Annotated in this window: 21 protein-coding genes and 1 riboswitch; of the genes, 9 read left to right on the top strand and 12 right to left on the bottom strand. The window is 40.2% G+C overall.

The genetic code is table 11. The features are described 5' to 3' along the window. Window positions 1-63: 63 nt before the first annotated feature. Window positions 64-759, bottom strand: a complete 696-nt coding sequence (locus tag JI666_RS15595) for a hypothetical protein (RefSeq protein ID WP_206893491.1) — start codon at window positions 757-759, stop codon at window positions 64-66. A gap of 190 nt (window positions 760-949) precedes the next feature. Next, a riboswitch (cyclic di-GMP riboswitch) is annotated at window positions 950-1,037 on the bottom strand. Window positions 1,038-1,473: 436 nt separating this feature from the next. On the opposite strand from JI666_RS15595, the gene desA reads away from it, so the two are divergent. The 5 genes from desA to JI666_RS15570 all read left to right on the top strand — a co-directional run bounded on the left by desA (window position 1,474) and on the right by JI666_RS15570 (window position 5,946). Beyond that, window positions 1,474-2,529 carry a Delta(5) desaturase DesA gene (gene desA, locus JI666_RS15590; protein ID WP_206893490.1) on the top strand — a complete coding sequence of 352 codons (1,056 nt, stop codon included), beginning with the start codon at window positions 1,474-1,476 and terminating at the stop codon, window positions 2,527-2,529. 138 nt (window positions 2,530-2,667) lie between these two features. Further along, entirely contained in the window at window positions 2,668-3,804 is a 1,137-nt protein-coding gene (locus JI666_RS15585; RefSeq protein WP_206893488.1) for a sensor histidine kinase, read from the top strand. After that, complete coding sequence (locus JI666_RS15580) at window positions 3,801-4,400, top strand: response regulator (protein ID WP_206893486.1); 600 nt, start codon at window positions 3,801-3,803, stop codon at window positions 4,398-4,400. Before JI666_RS15585 ends, JI666_RS15580 begins: the two co-directional genes overlap by 4 nt. 162 nt (window positions 4,401-4,562) lie before the next feature. Next, window positions 4,563-4,727, top strand: a complete 165-nt coding sequence (locus tag JI666_RS15575) for a YjcZ family sporulation protein (RefSeq protein WP_286170873.1) — start codon at window positions 4,563-4,565, stop codon at window positions 4,725-4,727. A gap of 211 nt (window positions 4,728-4,938) precedes the next feature. Beyond that, window positions 4,939-5,946 carry a DUF3231 family protein gene (locus JI666_RS15570; RefSeq protein WP_206893478.1) on the top strand — a complete coding sequence of 336 codons (1,008 nt, stop codon included), beginning with the start codon at window positions 4,939-4,941 and terminating at the stop codon, window positions 5,944-5,946. 40 nt (window positions 5,947-5,986) lie between these two features. On the opposite strand, the gene JI666_RS15565 is transcribed toward JI666_RS15570, so the two are convergent. After that, complete coding sequence (locus JI666_RS15565; RefSeq protein WP_206893476.1) at window positions 5,987-6,565, bottom strand: vWA domain-containing protein; 579 nt, start codon at window positions 6,563-6,565, stop codon at window positions 5,987-5,989. Window positions 6,566-6,660: 95 nt separating this feature from the next. On the opposite strand from JI666_RS15565, the gene JI666_RS15560 reads away from it, so the two are divergent. After that, window positions 6,661-7,155, top strand: coding sequence for a hypothetical protein (locus tag JI666_RS15560; RefSeq protein WP_206893475.1), 495 nt, complete (start codon window positions 6,661-6,663; stop codon window positions 7,153-7,155). A gap of 99 nt (window positions 7,156-7,254) precedes the next feature. Here JI666_RS15560 and JI666_RS15555 read toward each other — a convergent pair whose 3' ends face one another. Together JI666_RS15555 and JI666_RS15550 are read right to left on the bottom strand one after the other, a co-directional pair. After that, complete coding sequence (locus JI666_RS15555) at window positions 7,255-7,905, bottom strand: SDR family oxidoreductase (protein WP_206893473.1); 651 nt, start codon at window positions 7,903-7,905, stop codon at window positions 7,255-7,257. A 159-nt stretch (window positions 7,906-8,064) separates the two neighbouring features. Next, complete coding sequence (locus tag JI666_RS15550; protein ID WP_206893471.1) at window positions 8,065-9,369, bottom strand: aldehyde dehydrogenase; 1,305 nt, start codon at window positions 9,367-9,369, stop codon at window positions 8,065-8,067. A gap of 333 nt (window positions 9,370-9,702) precedes the next feature. Here JI666_RS15550 and JI666_RS15545 point away from each other — a divergent pair, with 333 nt between their 5' ends. Together JI666_RS15545 and katG are read left to right on the top strand one after the other, a co-directional pair. Further along, window positions 9,703-10,527: a Cof-type HAD-IIB family hydrolase gene (locus JI666_RS15545; protein WP_206893470.1), complete on the top strand. Its 825-nt coding sequence runs from the start codon at window positions 9,703-9,705 to the stop codon at window positions 10,525-10,527. 348 nt (window positions 10,528-10,875) lie between these two features. Beyond that, window positions 10,876-13,113 carry a catalase/peroxidase HPI gene (katG, locus tag JI666_RS15540; RefSeq protein ID WP_206893469.1) on the top strand — a complete coding sequence of 746 codons (2,238 nt, stop codon included), beginning with the start codon at window positions 10,876-10,878 and terminating at the stop codon, window positions 13,111-13,113. Window positions 13,114-13,186: 73 nt separating this feature from the next. Here katG and rlmD read toward each other — a convergent pair whose 3' ends face one another. The 6 genes from rlmD to putP form a co-directional block, all read right to left on the bottom strand. Then, window positions 13,187-14,557 carry a 23S rRNA (uracil(1939)-C(5))-methyltransferase RlmD gene (rlmD, locus tag JI666_RS15535; RefSeq protein ID WP_206893464.1) on the bottom strand — a complete coding sequence of 457 codons (1,371 nt, stop codon included), beginning with the start codon at window positions 14,555-14,557 and terminating at the stop codon, window positions 13,187-13,189. 276 nt (window positions 14,558-14,833) lie between these two features. Further along, window positions 14,834-15,778, bottom strand: coding sequence for a diacylglycerol kinase (locus JI666_RS15530; RefSeq protein WP_206893462.1), 945 nt, complete (start codon window positions 15,776-15,778; stop codon window positions 14,834-14,836). A 283-nt stretch (window positions 15,779-16,061) separates the two neighbouring features. Then, window positions 16,062-17,495: an Asp-tRNA(Asn)/Glu-tRNA(Gln) amidotransferase subunit GatB gene (gene gatB / locus JI666_RS15525; RefSeq protein ID WP_206893460.1), complete on the bottom strand. Its 1,434-nt coding sequence runs from the start codon at window positions 17,493-17,495 to the stop codon at window positions 16,062-16,064. A 16-nt stretch (window positions 17,496-17,511) separates the two neighbouring features. Continuing rightward, a complete protein-coding gene (gatA, locus tag JI666_RS15520) occupies window positions 17,512-18,960 on the bottom strand; it encodes an Asp-tRNA(Asn)/Glu-tRNA(Gln) amidotransferase subunit GatA (RefSeq protein WP_206893458.1) in 1,449 nt (482 codons plus the stop codon). 14 nt (window positions 18,961-18,974) lie between these two features. After that, the gene (gatC, locus tag JI666_RS15515; protein WP_206893457.1) at window positions 18,975-19,265 is read right to left on the bottom strand and encodes an Asp-tRNA(Asn)/Glu-tRNA(Gln) amidotransferase subunit GatC; all 291 of its coding nucleotides are present in this window, start codon (window positions 19,263-19,265) and stop codon (window positions 18,975-18,977) included. A gap of 201 nt (window positions 19,266-19,466) precedes the next feature. After that, window positions 19,467-20,930 (bottom strand): sodium/proline symporter PutP, encoded by a 1,464-nt coding sequence (gene putP, locus JI666_RS15510; RefSeq protein WP_206893456.1) that lies wholly within the window; start codon window positions 20,928-20,930, stop codon window positions 19,467-19,469. A 638-nt stretch (window positions 20,931-21,568) separates the two neighbouring features. Here putP and JI666_RS15505 point away from each other — a divergent pair. Next, entirely contained in the window at window positions 21,569-22,519 is a 951-nt protein-coding gene (locus JI666_RS15505; protein ID WP_206893455.1) for a metal ABC transporter solute-binding protein, Zn/Mn family, read from the top strand. A 68-nt stretch (window positions 22,520-22,587) separates the two neighbouring features. Here the strand turns inward: JI666_RS15505 and JI666_RS15500 are convergent, their stop codons facing one another. Together JI666_RS15500 and ligA are read right to left on the bottom strand one after the other, a co-directional pair. Next, window positions 22,588-23,832, bottom strand: coding sequence for a CamS family sex pheromone protein (locus tag JI666_RS15500; RefSeq protein ID WP_206893450.1), 1,245 nt, complete (start codon window positions 23,830-23,832; stop codon window positions 22,588-22,590). 13 nt (window positions 23,833-23,845) lie between these two features. Then, complete coding sequence (ligA, locus tag JI666_RS15495; protein WP_206893447.1) at window positions 23,846-25,846, bottom strand: NAD-dependent DNA ligase LigA; 2,001 nt, start codon at window positions 25,844-25,846, stop codon at window positions 23,846-23,848. Window positions 25,847-25,855 lie beyond the last annotated feature (9 nt).

The following is a 25,855-nucleotide window of genomic DNA, read 5'->3' as shown; positions in this document are numbered from 1 at the left end:
TTGGTAAACCTAAATATAGAATGCAATATTAAAAGAGCGTTGAATAATTCAACGCTCCTTTTATTAAACACCCACAACTTTAACTGGATCAATCCAAACCCATCGATCAGCAAATCTTACAAGTGTCCAGCTACACTCAGCCTGAACTCCTTCTTCACTCGCTTTTTCAATTGTCTTTGTAGACATTTCAAGTGTTTCATCGTAAACCTTCGTGATTAATTTGTTTAAGTCTTCTGTATACTTATTTGTGATCTCTTCCAATTCAATTGAAGACTCACTCATCTTCTCTTTTAATTTCGCTACTTTCTTATCAAGCTTCTTTTTATCCTTGCCTTCTGGACTAGTAAGTTGCATTGTTAATTCATCTAATTCCCCTTGAATAGATACCATCTTTTCTTCTAGCTTGCTAGCTTTCTCAGACATTTTGGCATCTAATTTTTCAAGTTTTTCTATAGCTCTTTCCCTTTTTCTTTCGTCTCTTCCAGCTTGCTTAACTTCTTCCAAAACCTTTTCTTTCTCGTCCTTTAACTTGACTATATCTTTACCTTCTTCTACTTCACGCACATCTTGAAGGTACTCTGCTTGTAACTGGTCAGCATCTTCTACAGCTTTCTCGATCTTTTTGTTAATATCCAAATTCGTTTCTTCGATATCTTCAAGCACTTTTTGGTGATTACTGCTGTGGCCAGATGCAAAAGCGCCTGTTCCAAAACTAAAACTTAATATGAGCGCGAATAAAGTTGATAGTAGTTTCTTCATAGGAATTCTCCTTCGTTTAATAGTTTGATTGAATATAAGGATTTACTAGTAAATTAGTTAATATTCTGTAGTGTTATCTTTCAGTTCACCCTCCCTTATCGTTCACTAATTTTTCAAATGTGCTATTTTCTAAGTTGTAAGTAATAAAAGAGGCTACTCAATATGAATATTGAATAGCCCCCAAGTGCTATTCGGTAATCCAGCCGCCTGATTCCAATAGGAATGTTAGGCCTGTGATTTTGCGTCCCTGCTTTCCAGCAAGTTTGCCTTTATCGTAGACTTTTTTAATTTTGGAAGTATTTAAACAGGTTACAACTTTATTATAAAACAGGGACTTTTTTCCTGCAACTAAATATACTGTAGAAATTTGATGGATATTAGCGAACAATAATGAAAGCGCTATATATCCTTACATTTCGACGTTTATTCGATTCTAGTCGTGTTTAATAATTCATTGTAAAGGAAGCTATCAGGGTCTTTTGTCATGTATCTATTGAACGGAATTTCAAACTTCCTTTTTTACATGAGGTATCAATTTCATTATTTAATTTAAGTGCTTTCATACTAACAGGACAAAATTTCCATATTCTAACAACGAAACCATGACAAATATCATGTATCCTTACTGACGTTTGTGTCTTACACCTAGACACCCCTTCCATTATTATTAGGATTAGAGTTATTTCAACCAAGCCTAACCAAAGGGGTAACCATATGAATGAAAACAAACAAAAACAAAAAGAATTGAAAAAAAGTGTATCACCTTTCGCAAAGCCCGACACGGTCGCAGGGGTACGACAGCTACTGAACACCCTTCTTCCTTTCTTATTGCTATGGTTTCTTGCATACCAGAGCCTAAGCTTGTCTGCTTGGATAGCTGTTCCACTAGCTATGATTGCTGGAGGATTTGTTGTTCGGATTTTCATTATTTTTCACGACTGTACACACGGATCATTCTTCAAGAATCAGAAAGCCAATCGAATTGTTGGCACCATAACAGGAATTATTACGATGTTTCCATTCGAAAAGTGGAAACGGGAGCATAATATCCACCACGCGACGAGCGGCAATTTAGACAAACGCGGTACTGGGGATATCTGGGTTATGACTGTTGAGGAGTATGCGACTGCATCGTTTTGGGGCAGACTTGCTTATCGTTTATACAGAAATCCAATTGTCATGTTTGGACTCGGTCCGATTTATCTGTTCCTAGTTACTAATCGCCTTAACCGAAAAGATGCTAAACGTAAAGAACGCATGAGCACATATATCACAAATGCTTCCATTGTAGCCATTTATTCTGTATTGATTCTTGCAATTGGTTGGAAAGCTTTCTTAATCATTCAACTTCCGATCCTTTATGTTGCAGGCTCACTCGGCATCTGGTTGTTCTATGTTCAACATCAATTTGAAGATTCTTATTTCGAAGATGAAACTGAGTGGGATTTTGTAAAAGCAGCTGTAGATGGCAGTTCATATTACAAACTACCGAAAATCCTTCAATGGGTATCCGGAAGCATCGGTTATCACCATGTTCATCACTTAAGTCCAAGAGTACCGAACTATAATCTTGAAAAAGCACATGAATCGACTCCACCACTGCATAAAGCAACGACCATTACACTTCTATCAAGTCTGGAGTCAATTAACTTCCGTCTTTACGATACGAAGAACAAAACGTTCGTTAGCTTTAAAGAAGTGAAGCCAATTTTGAAGAATCCATCCGCGTTGGCGATGATGACGAAAAGACCAAGTCTTCAGGAAAAATAACATCACCTGAAAAACCCATTCAGCTTTGAATGGGTTTTTCAATGTCCAAGGTACGTTTATACTAGTTGGATAGAAGTGACAGTCTATTTTTTATGGTATATCCTGTAATCACAGTCTTATATCAGAAAGGAGATGCCTATGCAGAATTGGTATCATATAATCCCTAAGAATACGGGAATTAGTTCTTATGTTTGGATTATCTTTTGTCTACTCCCCTTCTTCTTTATATTCAGATCATCATCGATAATTGAAATTACATTCGGCATCTTCGTCATTTTATTATTTTTCTTATCCTATCGACTATCGTTTATTTCAAATAGTAAACTTGTGTACCTATGGGTGAGTATCGAAATGGCCATTAGCATTGTAATGACAATCTTGTTTGGCTACGTTTACTTCTCTCTCTTCTTAGCCTTTTTCATTGGTAACATTGAGAATAAAGCCGGATTCCTATCCTTATACATTGTTCATCTCACAACTACAATCGCAGCAACGGTCATTATTTTCTTCACTCATAATGACGCTTTATTTCCGCAACTTCCATTTATATTCGTCTGTGTGCTTGGTGTAGCGCTGTTACCTTTTACCATTCGCTACCGTAATAAACAGCATCGATTAGAAGAGCAGCTCGAAAATGCCAATGAGAAGATATCGCAATTAATGGTGATTGAAGAACGGGAACGAATTGCCCGAGACTTACATGATACACTCGGGCAAAAGTTATCCATGATTGGCCTAAAAAGCGATCTTGCTAGAAAACTAATTCCAGTGAAGCCTGAAGCTGCAATTACTGAGATTCACGACATTAGACAAACCGCTCGAACAGCTTTAAAAGAAGTGCGTGAAATGGTTTCAAATATGAGAGGAGCAAAGCTTGAAGACGAACTACTTCGTGTTCAGCAACTATTAAGTGCTGCCGAGATGGAGTTCCGCCTTGAAGGTAAGCAAACTCTAGATAATACGCCATTATTAGTAGAAAACGTCCTAAGCATGTGTCTTAAAGAAGCAGTAACCAATATTGTGAAACATAGTAATGCCTCATGGTGTAGGGTTCTCATTAAACAATCTCCAAACGAAGTATTCATTCAGGTTGAAGACAATGGACAAGGCATACCTAAGGGGGCCAACTCATTCAAAGGAAATGGACTACAAGGCATGAGGGAACGTCTAGAATTTGTTAATGGCTCTCTAGAAATCCAATCAAATAATGGTACGGTATTAACCATTCGTGTACCTAATGTCATCCAACAAAACAAACAGGAGGGATCGGTGTGATACGCATCGTGCTTGCGGAAGATCAACGTATGCTGCTTGGGGCTCTTGGCTCCTTACTGGATCTTGAAGAAGGAATGGAGGTTGTCGGCCAGGCAACAAACGGAGAAGAAGCTTGTTCTCTTGTTAAAGAACTAAAGCCTGACATCTGCATTATGGACATCGAAATGCCTTTAAAGAGCGGACTTGATGCAGCTGAAGAATTAAGCAACGAGTCATGTAGAATCATCATCCTGACCACTTTTGCTCGGGCTGGATACTTTGAACGAGCACGTAAGGCAGGTGTTAGTGGTTACCTTCTTAAAGATAGTCCAAGTGACGAACTTGCCACCTCTATTCGCAAAATAATGGAAGGCCAGCGCATCTTCTCGCCTGAGTTAGTTGATCTTGCTTTTGGAAACGAAAATCCGCTAACCGAACGAGAGAAACAAGTGATTCAATTGATGGCTGATGGCAAAAACACGAAAGATATTTCAAGTGAGCTCTACATTACACCTGGTACTGTTCGGAATTATATATCCGTTATACTTGATAAGTTAGAGGTGACGAATCGCATTGAAGCGATATCGCGTTTTAAAGAAAAAGGTTGGTTCAAGTGACTAACAATTGAATAAGGTAAGAAAGGGACTGCTATTTGCACATAGCAGTCCTTATTTAGTTCATTTGAAAAGATCTAATATTTATATAACTAGTCCTTCACCCATTCACTACATCACTCTCCTTCATATACTAAAGTAGATTCAATGAGAGGAGATGATTTCATGGGTTATGGTTATGGATACGGATGTGGAAACCAGGTTGGACCAGCTAACTGTGGTTACCCGGTTGGTGGCGCTCGTTACGGTAATGGGTTTGCATTGATCGTTGTATTGTTTATCCTTCTTATCATTATTGGCGCTTCATTTGTTAAAGGAAACGATTGCTAATCTTTCATTACAACCACTGGGGAAGATTTCCTGGTGGTTGTTTTATATACCAATTGTTTTTATTTACAAGAAAGATTTTAGCATTATTCGAGAAAAGGAAAACGAAAGGAGATCATCTGTCAGTAGATGTTCTCTTTTTAATATATCTAAGCGAATAATCAACCACCTTACGGAAACGCTAATATGGAATACATACCGGGAGCGTGATTTTTTGACTAATCAAGATGGTAGGCATATTACTCTTACATCCACTGAGTTGGGTGAGTTATGGAAAAATTATATAGGTGAATCGTTGTTAAACTGTGTATATACACATTACCTTTCGAATGTAGACGATGATCGAATTAGAGCAATTCTTGAAAAAGCAATTAATATAACAAAACAACACATGATTAAGTTAGAGGAACTATTCAATAAAGAAAGTTTTGCAATTCCAACTGGATTTGGGAAAAACGATATTAATGACCAGGCACCCGCTGTTTTTACTGATAAATTTTATCTCTTTTATCTAAAAGAAACGTCTAGAATTAACTTACTACAGTTTTCGAATGCTTTAACCGTTTCATTCAGACAGGACGTTAGAGAATACTTTTCGGAATGTGTTAAAGATATGAGTGATTTGTATCAAGAAACGATGGATGCGATGTTAGCAAAAGGTCTAATTATAAGGGCTCCGTTTATACCTGTCCCTAGCGAAGTAAAGTTCGTTGACTCAAAAGACTTTTTACATAAATTAATAGGACAGCAACGACCAATGGCTTCCACAGAAATAACTGCCATGTATGTAAACCTGGATTCAAATCAATTAGGAAAGTCACTTATGATGGCATTTAGTCAGGTAGTCCAGTCTGAAGATATCAAAAAGTACATGTTGCAAGGAAGAGATATCTCCCATAAGAATATCGTCATTCTTCAAGATCTTCTTACCAAAGATCACTTACCAGCTCCTCAGCTCTGGGATCCTGAAGTACTAGAGTCAAAAGTGCCGCCTTTTTCCGAAAAGCTTATGCTTTATCACGTGGCATTAGCTAATGCAGGAAGTTTGTTTAACTACGGGATAGGCTTAACGTCAACATTCAGATATGATATCTCGGTTGATATTGCAAGGTTAGTCACGGAAATCGCTAAGTTCTCGAATGATGGTGTTAAAATGCTTATTGATCGTAAATGGTTAGAACAACCGCCTATGGCAGCCGATCGAGATGAATTAGCAAAGTAATCATAAAGCATCTGCATAAGAGCAGATGCTTTATTTATGTTTATCTTTTATCTGAAACTGCCTTACAAACCTGCATATACATGTTATCAATACCTTCTTCTGAAGCTTCAAACTGATACGCATCCTCCTCAACAATCCCAATATTCGCAGCCTCTTTAGAAGCATCTATATTTGCACCCAAGAAAATAAACTCCCAGTTATACGATTCTCTCTGATGCTCAATTAACTCTTTTACCTTTTCATGAGTGTATTCAAGGCTCGCATTTTCCATCCCATCCGTTGTAATGACTACAATAACTTTCTCCGGCTTTCTATGTTCAGGTGTTTCAGATAGCCTCTTGCCTACAGTTACCACTGTTTTACCAACAGCATCAAGAAGCGCTGTCATCCCTCTGACATAATAATCTTGATCTGTTAGCACCACTTTGGTTGCATCAACACCATCCCACAGAACTTCATATTGGTCATCAAATAGAACTGTTGTTAAAAGCGTTTCCCCCTCTTCTTCACACTGCTTTCGAACAAATCCATTAAACCCACCTATTGTATCCAACTCGAGTCCCGCCATCGATCCGCTTCGATCTAGCAAAAATACTACTTCTGTTAGTCCTTTTTTCATACCATTCATCTCCTCCAATGTGTTGATGATATAATAGTAGCTAATTTAGTCCATCATCTGGTCGCCTACGAAGCGACATTTTGGAGGAATCGTTTATGCTAAGTAATAAGATTTTATTAGAATTAAAAACATATATGAATAATCATCTAGAGCCACCACTCATGAATAGTTATGAATCTGCTCCTAATTCTGATCAGGAACAAGTTGAGCACACATTTTCAGAAGAACTAACAACTTATATGACAAACCATTCAAAACCTCCTTTTCGATACGAACTTTTGCAAATGATTGATCAGAAAGGATTCACTGATATAGAAATCTACAAAAAAGCAGGAATCGATCGAAAGCACTTTTCTAAAATCCGTTCGAATCCTAACTATCGAATTGGTAAAAAGCCCGCCATTGCACTCGCCCTTGCCCTTCAGCTCGACCTAGAAGAAACCGATCAACTGTTAAATTCAGCTGGTTTCTCATTATCCGATAGTGACCCGTTTGATTTAGTGATTCAGTTTTGTCTTAAGAATAGGATTTATGATTTCGATGATGTAAATGAAGCATTGGATAGTGTTGGAGTTAGGACGTTGCTGTAATTTTGAAAAGGATGGTTGATCTAAAAATCATGTACTTACACTTAAAATGTTAAAACAAAAGCCCCTTGTATAAATCATACAAGGGGCCATTTCATTCCATTAGATCGAATTGATTTCATCTTTAATCGACTTTGTTCCTGTTACTACTTGAAATTCTTTGCCAATCGTAGCGTTATTTTCTAGCGTAGCGACGATTACACTAGCCACATCTTCTCTAGGAATTTCATTTCTTTCTACTTTAGATGCGGCATTCACTTTTCCAATACCCTCGTCATTTGTTAGGGCTCCAGGGTGGATAATCGTGTAATCCAAATCAGTAGTCTTTAACCATTCATCTGCATAATGCTTCGCTGCTACATAAGGCGCAAAAGATGAAGGTGCTGATTGGATGGCTTCACGCGTTGTGTCGAAGGAACTAACCATGATGAAGCGTTTTACGCCAGCCTCTTCGGCTGCCTTCATAGTTTTAACAGCTCCATCTAAATCAACTAGAATGGTTTTGTCTGCACCAGTGTTTGGTCCAGAACCTGCTGTAAAGACGATCGCATCTACACCTTCAGCTGCTTTTGCTATAGCGTTAACGTCTTCTTCTAGATCAACTACAACGGTATCCGCACCTAAATCATTAAAGTAGGAAGCTTGTTCCTCTTTTCGAATCATGACTTTGGCTTCCAAATCCTTATGGTCTTGAATAAAAGAAACAAGATGCTTCCCAACCTGACCGTTTGCTCCAACAATTAGAACTTTCATTACCTACACCCTTTCTAAGTAATTAAGATATACCGATGATTTGCAGCCAAATACCATCCATTTTACAAGTGGATATTATAATGACCGCTATTCATTGGTACTATACCCATTATGGTGAGCACTAAAGCATGATGAATGTACTCCCTGCTTCTTTAGTTCTTATTTATATGAGCGTTTAAGAATGCTTTTGAAGTGTGAGAACGTGTCAAAGCTTGCTTTACCATGATAAGCTCCCATTCCACTATTTCCCACACCACCAAATGGAAGGTAGTGAGTGGTCATATGATTAATCGTATCGTTAATTGCGCCACCACCAAATGAAATGTTATTTAGAACATCATCCTGTACCTTTTCATCATCAGAGAAAAGATAAAGAGCTAGTGGCTTTGGACGTTGAACAATTGCATCAACCGCTTCCGATGTTTCATCGTATACTAGCACAGGTAAGATTGGACCAAAGATTTCATCTTGCATAACGGAATCTTCCCAAGAAATATTGTCTAAAATCGTAGGTTCAATCAATAGGTTCGATCTGTCTGATTGACCTCCAACTACTAAATCCCCGTCTTTTAAGAATTCATGTAAACGATCAAAATGTCTTTCGCTCACCACATGTGGGAAATCAGGATTTTCGGAAACATTCTCTCCATATATGTTTGTGATAACATCATTAAGCTTAGAAATGAGTTGATCTTTTACGCTACGGTGTGCAAGGACATAATCCGGTGCCACACACGTTTGACCAGCATTCGCAAATTTACCTCGGGCAATACGTGCTGCGGTTTCATCCAGGTCAGCATCTTCATGCACAATCGCAGGACTCTTACCGCCTAGTTCTAAGGTTGTAGGCGTTAAATGCTTCGCCGCTGCTTCCGCTACAATTTTACCTACACCTGTACTACCAGTGAAGAAGATGTAATCAAATTTCTCTTTTAATAGAGCTGTGCTTGTTTCAACTTCCCCCTCAACGACACACAAGTATTCTTCCGGGAAATTCTCATTAATCATTTTAGCTAAAAGACTAGATGTGTGAGGTGTTAATTCAGAAGGTTTTAATACAACACTGTTACCAGCTGCAACTGCTCCTACTAGTGGAGCGAGAGCAAGTTGAACCGGATAGTTCCATGGTGCAATAACAAGTGTTGATCCATATGGTTCAGGGACAATAAAGCTTGTCGCACCTGCATGGGTTGATGGTGTTTCCACTTCTTTTGGAATTGACCAAGAAGATAAATTCTCAATCATAAAATTAATTTCGCCTAATACAAGACCGATCTCTGCACGCTTTGTTTCGACTTCAGGTTTATTAAGATCAGCTTTAAGAGCGTCAAAAATTTCTTGTTCATGTGACGTCATAAGCTCTTTCAATTTAGTTAATGTATCAATACGAAATTGCACATCTTTCGTTTTTCCGTTACGGAAAAATGATTTTTGCTTTGCTGTTAGTTCTTGATAGTTCTCCATCTTACATTCTCCTTCATTTGTTTAATTCACTTAAAATATAGTAACGATGGAACAATACCTATGATCCAGTAGGTTATAAGTGTGAGTTAACTGTAACCAAAAATAATATAGTTAAAAGATACTCCCCTAAACGAACATGGTCAATCATTATGCTTTGTAAAGGTTCAATCAATAGGAGTCACCAAATCTCATAGTTTCTTTTTCTAATTATGAATTCAACAATCTCTCAAGGTACTTTTTCCCTTTTACTCTAACACTTCAAACATCTACCCCATTTGTTGTAAAATCTAGTAGAATGATAAAAGAGTATAGGAATAGAGAGGATTATTCACCATGACATACAAAATGATTGTATTAGATTTAGACGATACATTGCTCAATACCAAACAAATGATTTCAGTTCGAAATAAAGAAGCGTTAATGAAGGCACAAGAAGCAGGCTTGAAAGTTGTTTTAGCTTCTGGAAGACCTACATTTGGAATGATTCCATTTGCAGAGGAACTTTCACTTGCTGCCTACGAGAGCTTTATTCTTTCATTTAATGGAGGGAAGATCATCAACTGTCATTCGAAAGAGGAATTCTTCAGTCAGACATTAACGATAGAAGCCGTTCAAAGACTCTATACTATTAGTCTTAAAGAGAACGTGTATATTCACACCTACGTTGGTGATGAAATTATTACCACAGAAGAGAATCCATACACAACGATTGAGTCAGAACTAACAGGGCTACCAATTAAAGTGGTCGATTCCTTTATAGATAATGTAACAGAACCAGTCGTTAAAGTCTTAATGGTTGGTGAACCAGAGCACCTTAAAAAAGTAGAAAAGAAGCTTCAAGAGGAGTTAGGAGAAGAATTTAGTGTAATGCGCTCCAAGCCCTACTTCCTTGAATTTACTGATAAAGGTATTACAAAAGCAACAAGCCTTGAGAAGCTCATTAAAGAGTGCGACATTAAACGTGAAGAGGTCATCGCAGTTGGAGACAGCTACAATGACCAAGAAATGATTGAATTTGCTGGCCTTGGTGTTGCGATGGGCAACGCTCCAGATGACATCAAAAAGATTTCTGATTACATTGCAGATACGAACGAGAATGATGGTGTTGCAAAAGTAGTTGAAAAGTTTCTATTAAAGGATGAGCTCTTAACAAAATAATTCTGAGCAAAGAGAGGCGGTTTAAACACCGCCTCTCTTTTTGTTTTAAGATGTGCTCTTAACTGTTTTTTAAAAGAGGTAAACTCGTAATGGAATCGAAAGTATTTATAGTAGGTGAATGAACCTGAAGCGTTTGTGCGTCTTTCTTTCGAGTTCTCCCTATAGTCATTACTAGTCTATTGTTTAAAAGAGTTATTTTATTAATTGTAACCGCCCTATCAAACGAGGTTTTGAAATAATTTTGTGAAAATTAGTGCATAACTCTTTCAAAATGATTATTAATTTATTATAATTATAATCTAATAGAGTTTATAATTAATTTTCTTATATTCGAAAGGAGATTTAAATATGGATAAGAACGAAATGCACGATACCCAAGCTGGAAAGTGCCCTGTCTCTCATGGAAAAACGAAAGAAGAGAGCGCGATTACGACGACAAAAGTTGGCACAACAAATAAGGACTGGTGGCCAAACCAGTTGAATTTGAATCTTCTTCAACAGCACGATAGAAAAAGCAATCCAATGGGTGAAGACTTTGACTACGCAGAAGAATTTAAAAAACTAGATTACTACGAATTGAAGCAGGATCTTCGTACCTTAATGACAGATAGCCAAGACTGGTGGCCCGCTGATTACGGACACTATGGTCCACTCTTTATTCGTATGTCATGGCACGCTGCTGGTACATATCGTACTGGTGACGGACGTGGCGGTGGTGCAACAGGATCGCAACGCTTTGCTCCACTTAACAGCTGGCCAGATAACGCAAGTCTTGATAAAGCTCGTCGTCTCCTTTGGCCAATTAAGCAAAAGCACGGAAACAAGATTTCGTGGGCTGACTTACTCGTCATCACTGGTAATGTCGCGCTCGAATCAATGGGCCTAAAGACATTCGGTTTTGGCGGTGGTCGTGAAGATGTTTGGCACCCTGAAGAAGATATCTACTGGGGTACTGAGAAAGAATGGCTGGGCGACAACCGTTACTCAGGCGACCGCGAACTTGAAAGTCCGCTTGCCGCCGTTCAAATGGGACTTATCTATGTCAATCCAGAAGGACCAAATGGAGAACCAGATCCGCTAGGAAGTGCACGAGATATTCGTGAAACATTTGCTCGTATGGGAATGAATGATGAAGAAACAGTAGCACTAATTGCAGGTGGTCACACATTTGGTAAAGCACACGGTGCTGGAGATGCAGAGGCACATGTTGGTGCAGCTCCGGAAGCTGCTGATATTGAAGAGCAAGGCTTAGGCTGGAAGAATACTCATGGAAAAGGTAAAGGCCGTGACACGATTACAAGTGGTGTTGAAGGCGCTTGGACTGCTGAGCCAACGAAGTGGGATAACGGTTATTATGATTTGCTATTCGGTTATGAGTGGGAATTGACAAAGAGTCCTGCAGGTGCTCATCAATGGAAGCCAGTTAATCCTAAAGAAGAGGATCTTGCACCAGATGCTGAAGATGCATCCATCAAGGTAAATACGATGATGACAACAGCTGATATGGCTCTTCGTGAAGATGAGATCTATGAGAAGATTTCACGCCGTTTCCACGAGGACATCGAATATTTCGCTGATACCTTTGCTCGTGCATGGTTCAAATTACTTCATCGTGACATGGGACCTAAAGAAAGATACCTTGGCCCTGAAGTACCACAAGAAGAGTTAATCTGGCAGGATCCAATTCCGAATGTAGACTATGAATTAACTGCTGCTGAAGTAGAAAACCTTAAAGCGAAAATCCTCAAATCCGGATTAAGCGTTAGCGAGCTAGTCAAAACGGCATGGGCCTCTGCGAGCACATATCGTGGTTCTGATCATCGCGGTGGTGCCAATGGTGCACGCATTCGTTTAGAGCCACAGAAGAATTGGGATGTAAACGAGCCTGAACAGCTTTCACGAGTACTCTCCGTTTACGAAAAGATTCAAAACGAACTTGATAAAAACGTTAGTTTAGCCGATTTGATTGTTCTAGGCGGTAGCGTAGCTGTAGAGAAAGCAGCAAAAGATGCTGGTGTTGAGATTACCGTTCCATTTGCACCTGGACGTGGTGATGCGACACAAGACCAAACGGATGTTGAAAGCTTTGATGTATTAGAGCCAATGGCAGATGGATTCCGTAACTACCAGAAGAAGGAATACACGCTTAGCCCTGAGGAGCTACTAGTAGACAAAGCACAACTTCTTGGCCTTTCTGCACCTGAAATGACCGTTCTTGTTGGCGGTATGCGCGTGCTTGGGACAAACCATAACGGTACGAAGCATGGCTTGTTTACTGATCGTGTTGGTACACTTACAAATGACTTCTTCGTGAATCTACTCGACATGGGTGTTGAATGGAAGGCAGCTGACTTCAATGAATACGAAGGACGCGACCGCAAAACTGGAGAACTAGTACGCACTGCATCACGCTTTGACCTTGTCTTCGGTTCAAACTCGATCCTCCGTTCTTATGCAGAAGTATATGCACAAGAGGACAACAAAGAGAAATTTGTACACGACTTCGTATCAGCATGGGTTAAGATCATGAACGCTGACCGTTTTGATCTTAAAACGAGTAAGGATAAGATGACGTCTAACGCGTAATAATGAAAAAAGCACCTTTCCCTTCGCTTTTAAAGCGTTTGGGGAGGTGCTTTTTTATATTGCATGAAATGGTTTATTTCTTTTCTAGCCAGGTTACGCACTCCACGTGTGTCGTATGCGGGAACATATCAACCGGCTGAACTTCCTTCGTTTCAAATCCACCATCTTCTAAGATGCGGAGATCCCTCGCGAGTGTCGCAGGGTTACACGATACATAAACAACTTTCTCTGGCTTCATATCAATAATCGTTTGAAGAAGTGCTTCGTCGCACCCTTTCCGTGGCGGGTCAACGACGATGACGTCTGGCTTGATGCCCTGCTCTTTCCACGCTGGGATGACGTTCTCGGCTTCACCAACGGCAAACTCTGCGTTTGTGATGCCGTTTAGCTCTGCATTACGCTTCGCATCCTCAATCGCTTCAGGTACGATTTCAACGCCATATACCCGCTTCGCTTTTTGCGCAAGGAAAAGAGAAATCGTTCCGATGCCACAATAAGCGTCGATTACCGTTTCGTTACCTGTAAGTCCAGCATATTCAAGTGCCTGGTCATAAAGCACCTTCGTTTGATCTGGGTTTACTTGATAGAACGAGCGCGCTGAGATCGCGAATTTAATGTCGCCAATTGTGTCGTAAATATATGGAGATCCCCAAAGTACTCTTGTTTCATCACCGAAGATCACGTTCGTGCGTTTTGGATTTACGTTCTGAACGATTGATTTCACTTTCGGAAGTTGCTCTGTGATGTCATTAATGATGTTTTTACGATTTGGTAAGTCTTTGTTTTTTGTGACAATAACAACCATAATATCGTCTGTTTGCTTTCCGTATTTCGCAACAACGTGTCTTAGCGTTCCACGATGTGAGCGCTCGTCGTATGCGCGGATGCCGTATTTTTCAGCGATCTCTTTTACAACGCGAAGAACTTCATCGTTTTCCTGCTCTTGAATAAGACACTGATCCATGTCAATAATCTGGTGACTACGCTGCTGATAGAAACCTGCCACGATCTTGCCGTTTTGTTCTCCAACAGGAACTTGCGCTTTGTTGCGGTAGCGCCATGGGTCTTCCATGCCAAGGACAGGGTGAACAGGTACATTGATCTTCGCAATACGCTCCATCACGTCTTGAACTTGCTTGTGCTTGAATTTCAGTTGGGTATCATACGTAATGTGTTGCGTTTGGCAGCCGCCGCATTGATAGAAAATTGGGCATGGTGGCGTATTGCGATCTTCACTCTCGACTTTTACATCAATAAGTTTGCCGAAGCCAAAACCTTTTTTCGTTTTTATTACTTTTACATTTGCTGTCTCGCCAGGGATGCCATAGGGCACGAACAACGTGTAGCCATCTACTTTCGCGACACCAGCTCCGTCATGGGATATATCAACAAATTCCACTTCCACAACATCGTTCTTTTTTACAGGTACATCTTGAATACTCATTGGTTTCCGTCCTTTTCCGTTCGATTTCATGTACAAAAATTGTACCACAGTGTGATTGGATCGCGAAATGTAACATGTACGCTCCAAACTGGTAATGTTCTTATTACGAAGATGGGGTGCAGGTCGTTTTATTGGCCGTATTTCTAATATATTGGCTAAAATCTCATTATATTGTCCAAAATCAAGATTTATTGGCCAAATTCTCATTATATTAGCCCAAAGCCACTAGTAATAGAAAAAGCCAGAGATCAAAATCTCCGGCTTCTCTCTACTGCGTTAATCACCAAAAACAGCACGTTGCGCTGCTTCTTCTTCATTTGTATGCTTATCGCTCGTTTCCTTAGGGACGATCATTGTGATATGGCGATATAAGTTCGTAAACTCAGCAGGAAGTGGACCACCGTACTCTCCGTCCAGGTTAAGCTGCATCTTATCAACTGATTCGACCCGAATGTGACTTGCTTTCTTGTAGACAACGTTCGGATCATTAATATGATCACCGCGTAAAGCACTGCTCGCAATGCGAATGAATTCAGCGATATTGGTTTTCTTTAAAATCATAAGATCAAATAGTCCATCATTCAGTGAAGCATGAGGTGCTAGCTTCTCAAATCCACCGATTGAGTTCGAGTTTGAGACGAGGAAAAGCATAATCTCATCTTCAAAAAGCTTTCCATCATATTCAATCCTGGTCCTGGCGGGACGAATCGATGGGAGCATCTCAATCCCTTTCATATAGTATGCAAGCTGGCCAAGCATTGTTTTAAGCTTACTTGGCACTTCATACGTTAATTCGGTCAGGCGTCCGCCACCTGCAATATTGATAAAGTAATGTTCATTTACTCGACCGATATCAATTGGCATTTCAAGGCCATTACATAGCACATCCATCGCACCTTCAACTGTGCGTGGAACACCAATCGCTCGCGCGAAATCATTCGTTGTTCCAACTGGGATGATTCCCATCTTAGGGCGATACGGTTGCTCAGCAATACCGTTAATCACTTCATAAATTGTTCCGTCTCCTCCAGCAGCGATCACTAGATCAAACCTCCGCTCAACTGCAATACGTGCCGCTTCTGTTGCATCCCCTTCACACGTTGTCGCATGAGCTGAAGTTTCGTAACCATTTACTTCAAGACGTTCAAGAATATAAGGCAGTGACCTCTTTACCTGTTCTCTTCCGGACGTTGGATTATAGATCAGTCTTGCACGTTTCATCCTTCATCATCCTATCTTCTCTATCTCGATTCTATGCTTCTTATCATCTGTTATTAATTAGTTTTTAAAGACATCATCACTAGTAAATTATATGATAGTCGCAAACAAAAAACGCCCACATTCTCGTGACCGTTTTCCACCGCGTGACCTTCTGTTATGATTATAGGCTTTTCCCCTAAAAAAAGCAAAATGAAAAAGAAGAGCTTAGGTATATTTATGGATTGTGAACAAAGCTTCACTCAAACATATTAAAAATCCCCCTCCATTCAGGAGGGGGCACTTCTTATCGCTTATCCATTTCTTCTACAATCAGCTTGTTCACCATTGGAGGATTAGCTTTTCCTTTGGTTGCTTTCATTACCTGACCTACAAGGAAGCCAAGAGCTCTGTCTTTACCGTTCTTGTAGTCTTCAATAGACTGTTCGTTCTCGTCTAGAATACCTGAAACGATTGAACGAAGCTCACCTTCGTCAGAAATTTGAACAAGACCTTTGTCTTTGACGATCTGTTCAGGATCGCCACCTTTTTCGATAAGATCTTTAAATACTTTCTTAGCGATTTTAGAAGAAATTGTTCCTTTCTCAATAAGAGAAATCAGTTTGCCTAGTCCTTCAGGAGTTAGCGCTACTTCATCAATTTCTTTGTAGTTCGCATTCAAGTAAGCTGATACTTCACCCATTAACCAGTTTGATGCCTGCTTCGGATCAGCTCCTTGGTCGATCGCTACTTCGAAGAAATCAGACATTTTCTTAGACTGAGTGAGAACCATCGCATCGTACTCCGGAAGGTCATATTCTTTCACATAGCGCTCACGACGTGCGTCTGGAAGTTCAGGAATATCCCCACGAACGCGGTCCATCCATTCTTTATTGATCGCAAGGCGAACAAGATCAGGCTCTGGGAAGTAACGGTAGTCGTCAGAACCTTCTTTCACACGCATTAGAATTGTTTTCTTGCCAGCTTCGTCATAGCGACGAGTTTCCTGACCAATTACGTTTCCAGCAAGAAGCTCTTTCTCTTGACGTACTTCCTCAAACTGAAGACCTTTTTGCACATTTGCAAATGAGTTCAAGTTCTTCAGTTCTGTTTTCGTACCGAACTCTTCTTGACCATATGGACGAAGAGAAAGGTTCGCATCACAGCGAAGTGACCCTTCTTCCATTTTACAATCCGATACTTCTGTATATTGAAGGATCGCTTTAAGCTTCTCAAGGTAAGCATAAGCTTCTTCTGGTGTACGGATGTCCGGCTCAGATACGATCTCAACAAGAGGTGTCCCCTGACGGTTGAAGTCGACAAGAGAGTGGTTCTCTCCATCAACGTGCGTTAGCTTACCAGCATCTTCTTCAAGGTGAAGACGAGTAATACCAATCCGCTTTGTTTTACCGTCTACTTCAATATCAATCCAGCCGTTCTCCCCAATCGGCTTATCATACTGAGAAATCTGATATGCCTTCGGGTTATCAGGATAGAAATAGTTCTTACGGTCAAATTTCGTATCTTCAGCAATTTCACAGTTCAATGCCATTGCTGCGCGCATCGCAAAATCAACAGCCTGTTCGTTCATCACTGGAAGTACACCAGGGTGACCGAGACAGATCGGGCACACGTTCGTGTTAGGTGGTGCACCGAAATCCGTTGAACAATTACAGAAAATCTTCGTGTTTGTCTTTAGTTCTGAGTGAACTTCCAGACCGATAATAGTTTCAAAATTCATTTTCAGTAGTCACCCCTTACAGCTCTGGCTTAGCCTTATGATGATCTGTAGCTTGCTCAAACGCATGAGCAACACGATAAACAGTTCTCTCATCAAAGTGCTTTCCGATTATTTGAAGTCCGACAGGTAGTCCATTCGATAATCCACATGGAACTGAAATAGCAGGTACACCTGCAAGGTTAACAGGAATTGTTAGAATATCGTTCGCATACATCGTAAGCGGATTATCAATCTTCTCGCCTACTTTAAATGCTGGTGTTGGCGTTGTTGGTCCGATAATCACATCGTAGTCTTCGAACACTTTCTCGAAATCATTCTTGATAAGCGTCCGTACTTTCTGTGCTTTCTTATAATAAGCATCGTAGTAACCTGAGCTAAGCGCAAACGTTCCAAGCATGATACGTCGCTTCACTTCATCACCAAAGCCTTCGCTTCTTGTTTTCTTATAAAGATCAAGAAGGTTCTCTGCTTCAGCACGTACGCCGTAACGTACGCCATCAAAGCGAGCAAGGTTAGCAGATGCTTCAGAAGAAGAAAGAAGGTAGTAAGTAGCTACAGCGTATTTCGAATGAGGTAGAGATACTTCTTCCCAAGATGCGCCAAGCTCTTCAAGCTTTTTAAGTGCCTGAAGGACATTGTTCTTCACATCTTCGTCTACACCTTCAGCAAGATATTCTTTCGGTACTGCAATGCGAAGACCTTTCACATCACCAGTCAAGCTTGAAAGGTAATCTGGTACATCAACATTCGCAGATGTAGAATCCATCTTGTCATGGCCAGCAATTGATTGCAGAAGATAAGCGTTATCCTCAACTGTATTGGTAATTGGTCCGATCTGATCAAGAGAAGATGCGAATGCAATTAGTCCAAAACGAGAAACAAGTCCGTAAGTTGGTTTTAATCCAACCACACCACAAAAAGCAGCCGGCTGACGGATTGAACCACCTGTATCAGAACCTAATGAGAAGAAGACTTCTCCAGCAGCAACAGACGCAGCAGAGCCACCGCTTGAGCCACCTGGTACATAGTCTGTATTCCAAGGGTTACGCGTGCCATAGAAGCCAGAGTTTTCATTTGACGAACCCATTGCGAACTCATCCATATTCAGTTTACCAACTGTGATTGTTTCAGCCGCGTTTAAGCGCTCGACCACTGTTGCGTTATGTAATGGTTCAAAATTACCTAGAAGCTGACTTGATGCCGTTGTGCGAAGACCCTTTGTTACGATGTTATCCTTCACACCCACTGGAAGACCAAAAAGAAGTCCTCTTGCCTCTTCTGTTCCGAGCTTTCCATCAAGTGCTTTTGCAGCTTGCATAGCTCCTTCTTCATTTAACGTCATAAACGCTTTTACCTTTTCATCAACCGTGTTGATACGATCAAACGAAGATTGAACGAGTTCACTGACGGATAATTCTTTTTTATGAAGCAAGCTGTGAAGCTCACAAATACTTTTATCAAACAAGGACGTTGCCTCCTTTACTCAAATATTGATGGAACTTTAACCTGACCGTTTGCATGATCCGGTGCATTCTTCAAAGCTTCTTCACGAGAAAGCCATGGTTGTGCTTTGTCTTCACGAAGAACATTCTTCAAATCAAGAACATGGGTTGTTGGTTCAACGTTCTCTGTATCTAATTCATTCAATTGTTCTGCCATTGAAATAATGTCATCAAGCTGAGTTGTAAACTTCTCGACTTCTGTCTCATCCATTTCTAATCTTGCCAGGTTCGCTACGTGCTTCACCTGTTCTTTGGTAATTCTGGACATCTCTTTCACCTCCACAAAATTCGAACAACCTGCAATATATAGATGATACCAAAAAGAGACTTCATTAAGCAACAGAACGCCGTCTGTTCCATTTTTAAACAAACGTTTATTTAAGCGCTATTAATCAAACGTTTGTTTAACTTCTACCCATTTTCATAAAAAAGGCTCACCCTCTTACGGGTGAGCCTTTCACATCTCAACTTAGAATTTAGAAACTTTTGCTTCTTCAAATTCTGCTTCAATCTCTTCACCTGGAGCTTTACCTACATAACTGAATGCCATGACAGCAATCCATGCAAGGATAAAGCCTGGGATTAGTTCATAAAGATCAAATAGTCCACCGGACAATTGAGCCCATAGAATTACGACAATTGCACCTGTAATGATTCCAGCAAGCGCACCATTTCGAGTCATGCGTTTCCAGAATAGACTCAGGATGATAACTGGTCCAAACGCGGCACCAAATCCTGCCCAGGCATAACTTACCAGGTTAAGAACACTGCTATCCGGGTTATAAGCAAGTAAGATCGCAAGCAACGCAATAGCTAATACAGCAATACGACCAACCCATACTAGCTCAGTCTGGCTAGCGTTCTTACGTAGGATTGCTTTATAGAAATCTTCCGCTACAGCACTTGATGATACAAGTAGCTGAGAATCAATTGTACTCATAATCGCAGACAGGATTGCAGCAAGCAAGAAGCCGGATACCCATGGGTTAAAGAGTACTTGTGTAAATTCGATAAAAACTGTTTCAGAGTTCTCAAGTCCTGCATTGAAATAAGCAATACCGATGAAACCAGTAAAGATTGCACCAAACAGGGAAAGAACCATCCATGACATACCAACAAGGCGTGCTTTAGGAATTTCCTTCGAAGATTTTACTGCCATAAAACGTGTGATGATATGAGGTTGTCCAAAGTAACCTAGTCCCCAACCAAGTAAAGATAGGATACCCATAAAGCTCATACCAGTAAAGATATCAAGATAAGTTGTATCTGCTGCACCAACTTGATTAACTGTTTCGCTCCAGCCACCCATTTCATTTAAAGCAACAATAGGTACAACAACAAGAGCAAGGAACATAAGTATTCCCTGGAAAAAGTCTGTCCAGCTTACTGCTAAGAAACCACCGAGGAACGTGTAAGAAATAATAACAATTGCACCGATCCACAATGCGCTTTCGTAGCTCATACCGAACGAGCTTTCAAACAGGATTGCGCCCCCAACAAGACCTGAAGACGTATAGAACGTAAAGAATACAAGAATGACAATCGCTGAGATAACACGAAGTGCTTTCGAGCTATCACGGAAACGGTTCTCAAGATAATCCGGTACCGTAATCGAGTCATTCGCCACTTCTGTGTAACGACGAAGACGTGAAGCAACAAATTGCCAGTTCAGGTATGCTCCGATTGCGAGCCCAATCCCAATCCAAATCTGGCTCATACCGCCAGCGTACATCGCACCAGGTAGTCCTAGTAAGAGCCAGCTACTCATATCTGATGCGCCAGCACTTAGTGCGGCAACGGAACCACCTAACCTTCTTCCTCCAAGAACATAATCGGATAAGTTACTCGTCATTTTATATGCTATTAATCCGATTGCAAGCATACCAACAAGGTAAACTATAAACGTGACTAGCGTAGGCATCTCAATACTCATTTAGCACTATTCTCTCCTTTCAGTAAAAAAAGTTATTATTGATAATACGACTAATAAAGGCATTGGTATAAGAAGCCAGAACCATGTTGCAGTAGTTAAGGTATATTCCACGCTTTCACCCCCTCCAAAGTCATTATTCACAGGTATGCATTTTACCCGTGGGATTATATTATTGATATAGACCATAAGTCCTTTACAAACCAATGATTACTATATCACAAAATAATTTTCTGAACAATGCAAACATTATAGAGTTAACTTTACGATGAATAAAAATTCAATATTGCTAACAATTTCCTTCGTTTAGCAACTGTATTGTCATAAGTATTCAACAAAACTTATTTAAATAAATTGACGATTATGTGAAACAGCGACATACTCTAGTAACATTTACCCACCATTCTGTAATGTTAATCGTCAAATTGAAATATTTTTTATAGATTGCGTCTTTTTATCTTGTTTCATACTCATTTTAGAATAAAATTTCCTATATAGATCCGGTTTAAAACCTCACTGTAAAACCACTGTTGTTTGACTCAAATTCTATTACATACATAAATCGTATTCATTACTGTTTGCAAAACGTAATGGCTACGATATAATAATTAACACTATGCAAGTATGAAGGGAAAATCATTATGATAAGAACATATTTTAAAGTAGCAGTGCTTCTATCCATCACTACTTTATTACTCGTGGCTTGTTCGCCCAAAGAGTCAAAGAAAGACGATGGTGTAATGGATATCTATACAACAATTTATCCTCTTGAATATTTTGCTGAACGCATAGGTGGTAATGATGTAAATGCAGAGTCAATTATTCCACCAGGTAGCGATGCTCATAGTTTTGAACCTACAACAAAAACAATGACCAAACTCGCAGAGTCAGACATTTTCATTTATAACGGCGCTGGCATGGAAGGTTTTGCGGAAGCCGTTAAAGAAACACTTCAGAATGAAAGTGTAACTGTCTTAGAAGCTGCAGATGGTATTCATATTGGTGAAACTGAAGAAGAACACGAAAATCATGCTGACGAAGACAGCCATGATGGGCACGACCATGGGGATCTTAATCCGCACCTATGGATTGATCCTATTCTTTCAATTCAGCTTGCTGAAAACATTAAAAACACACTAGTCGATCTAGATCCAGAAAACCAAGAAAAGTTTGAAGAAAACTTCAAAGCATTAAAGGACGACCTTACAGCTCTTGATGACTCATTTAACGATATGGTTTCCAATGCACCTAAGAAAGAGTTTCTTATCTCTCACGATGCCTATAGTTATTGGGAAAGTCGCTATGGACTTAACCAGCTAAGTGTTTCTGGACTATCTCCTTCACAAGAACCAACGCAAAAGCAGTTAGAGGACATTATCCAAACGGCTGAGAATCATAATATCTCATATATGCTATTCGAGCAGAACGCTACACCAAAGCCCGCGAAAGCCGTTCAACAGGAACTAGGTCTTAAAACACTACGGATTCATAATCTATCCGTTTTGAGTGAAAAAGACATTAAAAACAATGAAAATTATCTAACCCTTATGGAAAAGAATATTCAAACGATGAAAAAAGCACTAACAAAGTAAGGATAGCTGAACACATAGACAGAAAGGGCCCACTCTGAAGTAATAACAGAGTGGGCCTTACTTATGCTTTATTGATAAATATGAACAAACGGTTCTTCTTCATTAGGATCTTTGACTATCATACTTTCAGGTTCATCGTTATTCGTTATATAAATAGAGACCGGTAAATCCTGTGGAAATGTATCATTTCTTTTTTTGACTAGTCCATTTACAAACTGTGTAAATGAAATCACTTCAGCTTTACTATAGAACTGGATTGGAATTTCAACCTTCATTTGGCTTAGCTTATCCTGTTTATAGAATCCTGTACCGATCACACCTACAAAATTTGGGAAGAAGTCCTGAATTTCACGTGTAAAATCAGCGAATTTCTCTGACTCTGCTGGATATTCAGTCTCCGCCTTTGATGACGGAAACGCCACATATTGCTCGTTCAAGTCCTTCCAAGAACCTGGACTAGATTTTCCTTCTTCTACATATGCGCTAGCAACAAAGTTACCTGGAACGACCGATTGTCTTGGTTGCTCCATAAATAGCGAGAACATAATTGGAACATCATGCTCAGCTCGAATCTTCTTAATAATTGGGGTAATTGACTCTTTAGCCTTCGCAATAACTTCACTCTTATCTAGCTTTACAGACCCTGTATATTTCAGACCCTTTTCATCTAGAACAGAATACGGGTATTCAGAATAGAGCGAAAGGGCAATTGAAATACCACCAAGCTGTAGTTCATCATCTTTATTTTGAACATAGTAATCCTGTTCATGAATATAAGATAAGAATTTGGGGTTTTTCTTTTCAGCTGCAATGACCTGTTCATAATTAGCCGGATCATCTTTTACACCAAGAACAGGATTAAGACCTTCGTTTACTTTTTTCTTTTTATCCTTTTCCGCTTCTTTCTTTGAAACACCGTTATCTCGGTATAACCAACTATGAATCTGGTCAGAATCAAACAATTGTCCTTCTTTAAAGAAATATTTATCTGGGTCATAGTACTCCTGCGAAAGTCTAATTAGCCCCATCTCAAGGGAATCAACGTCGAGACGATTATCTACACCAGCTGTTACTAATCCCCGAACCTTAGACGTATCAAGAGAATTCTTTTCCCCATCTTTCTCAAGCACGGAACGATAATATCTTTCTGATGTTTTAATATCGTCACTAACAATCATTTCTTCACTTTCACCTTCGGAATTCGGTGCCTTCACTGTTTCATCTTGATTGTTCTTCATAAAACTAGGAACACAACCAGATAAGACGAGCGAAATGGCCATCAGGCTAACGATAAACGTTTGCTTCTTTCGCATTACTTCTCTCTCCTCATTCGTTTAACTCTTCAAGGAATCTATTCTCGCTCCATACTTCTATCCCAAGTGATTCTGCTTTTTCAAGCTTCGAACCAGCATCTTCCCCAGCAATCACAAGATCAGTGCTTTTGCTTACGCTTCCGGTCACCTTTGCGCCTTGCTGTTCTAATATCTTTTTGGCATCTCCGCGGCTCATTTGCTCGAGCTTACCTGTTAACACGACTGTTTTTCCCGCAAATACAGAATCTATGTCTTCTACAGCAACTGGCTTCGGACCTTTATAGGTCATATTCACACCAGCGGTCTTCAACTCATCTATGAGTTCATGCACTTCTTCATTTTGAAAATAGCGCACAACAGAATCAGCCATTTTTTGACCAACTTCATTAATTGCTTCAAGATCTTCTATACCGGCTTCCATGATGCTGTCCATTGAACCGAACTGTTGAGCAAGCGTTCGTGCGGCTTTAGCCCCAACATGGCGAATGCCAAGGCCAAACAGTAACTTCTCAAATGAATTTTCTTTCGAGGTTTGAATGGCTTCAAGAAGATTTGAGACTGACTTCTCGCCCATCCTTTCAAGCTCAATGAGCTGTTCATGAGTAAGCTTGTAAATATCAGCTACATCATGAATCAATTCTTCGCGAAATAGCTGTGTAATGACGCGCTCACCTAATCCATCAATGTTCATCGCGTTACGCGAAACAAAGTGAATAAGGCCTTCTCTTAGCTGTGCAGGACACTTTGGATTTATACACCTGAGAGCAACTTCTTCTTCTAGCCTAACGAGATCACTCTCACACTCCGGGCACTTCTCGGGCATCGAGAAGGCTTCTTCATCACCTGTTCGGCGATCTTCTATGACCGAAACTACTTCAGGAATGATATCTCCAGCTTTCTTAACAACTACATAGTCACCAATTTTAATGTCTTTCTCTCGAATCAAATCTTCATTATGAAGCGAAGCACGTTGTACGGTCGTCCCAGCGACAAGAACGGGCTCAAGAACAGCCGTCGGCGTGACTACTCCAGTTCTACCTACATTTAGTTCAATCGAGAGAAGCTTGGTCACTACTTCTTCTGCCGGGAATTTATAAGCAATTGCCCACCTCGGACTTTTAGCTGTGAAACCTAACTCTTCTTGGTGCTCCAATGCATCAACTTTAACAACAATCCCGTCTATTTCATAAGAGAGATCCGGTCGCTTTTCAGTCCATCCACTGATAAACCGCGTAACATCTTCAATTGTTTCGCAGCGCTTCCATTCTGGATTTGTTTTAAAGCCAAGTTCCTTCAAGAAATCGAGTCCATCAGAATGCGAATCAATCTCCCTTCCTTCAACTGATCCTACACCATAAACAAAAACAGAAAGGTTTCGGCTTGCTGCTATTTTAGGATCTAGCTGACGCAGAGAACCAGCTGCTGCGTTCCTTGGGTTAGCAAACAAATCCTGCTCATTTTTCTCACGAGCTTCGTTTAAGTTAAGGAAGGAAGGTTTCGGCATATAAGCTTCACCACGTACTTCCATACTTACATTTTCACTTAACCGAAGTGGAATTGCAGGAATGGTTTTCAGATTCTGTGTAATATCTTCTCCAACCGTTCCATCACCTCTTGTTGCTCCGCGAACTAGAACGCCATCTTCATAAATAAGGGAAACTGCAAGACCGTCTATTTTCAATTCGCATACATATGAAAAGTTTTCGCCGATTCGCTCACGTACACGTCGGTCGAAATCTTTCAAATCTTCTTCTCCAAACGCATTGCCGAGACTTAACATCGGAACGCGATGTTCTACTTTTTGGAACCCTTCAAGGGGTGGACCCCCAACACGCTGAGTTGGGGAATCCTGTGTTTTAAGCTCTGGGTTGTCTTCTTCAAGAGAAAGGAGCTCATTCATCATCCGATCGTATTCTGCATCAGGAACGGTAGGTTGATCCAATACATGATACTCATAGTTATAGTGATTTAAGAGCTGACGAAGCTCTTCGACGCGTTTCGTTTCTTCTTTCATCGTCAAACC

The sequence above is a fragment of the Bacillus sp. NTK071 genome (assembly GCF_017303315.1).
Classification (GTDB): Bacteria; Bacillota; Bacilli; order Bacillales; family Guptibacillaceae; genus Guptibacillus.
The sequence above is the reverse complement of the archived record's forward strand: the minus strand, read 5'-3'. Positions and strand labels throughout refer to the sequence as shown.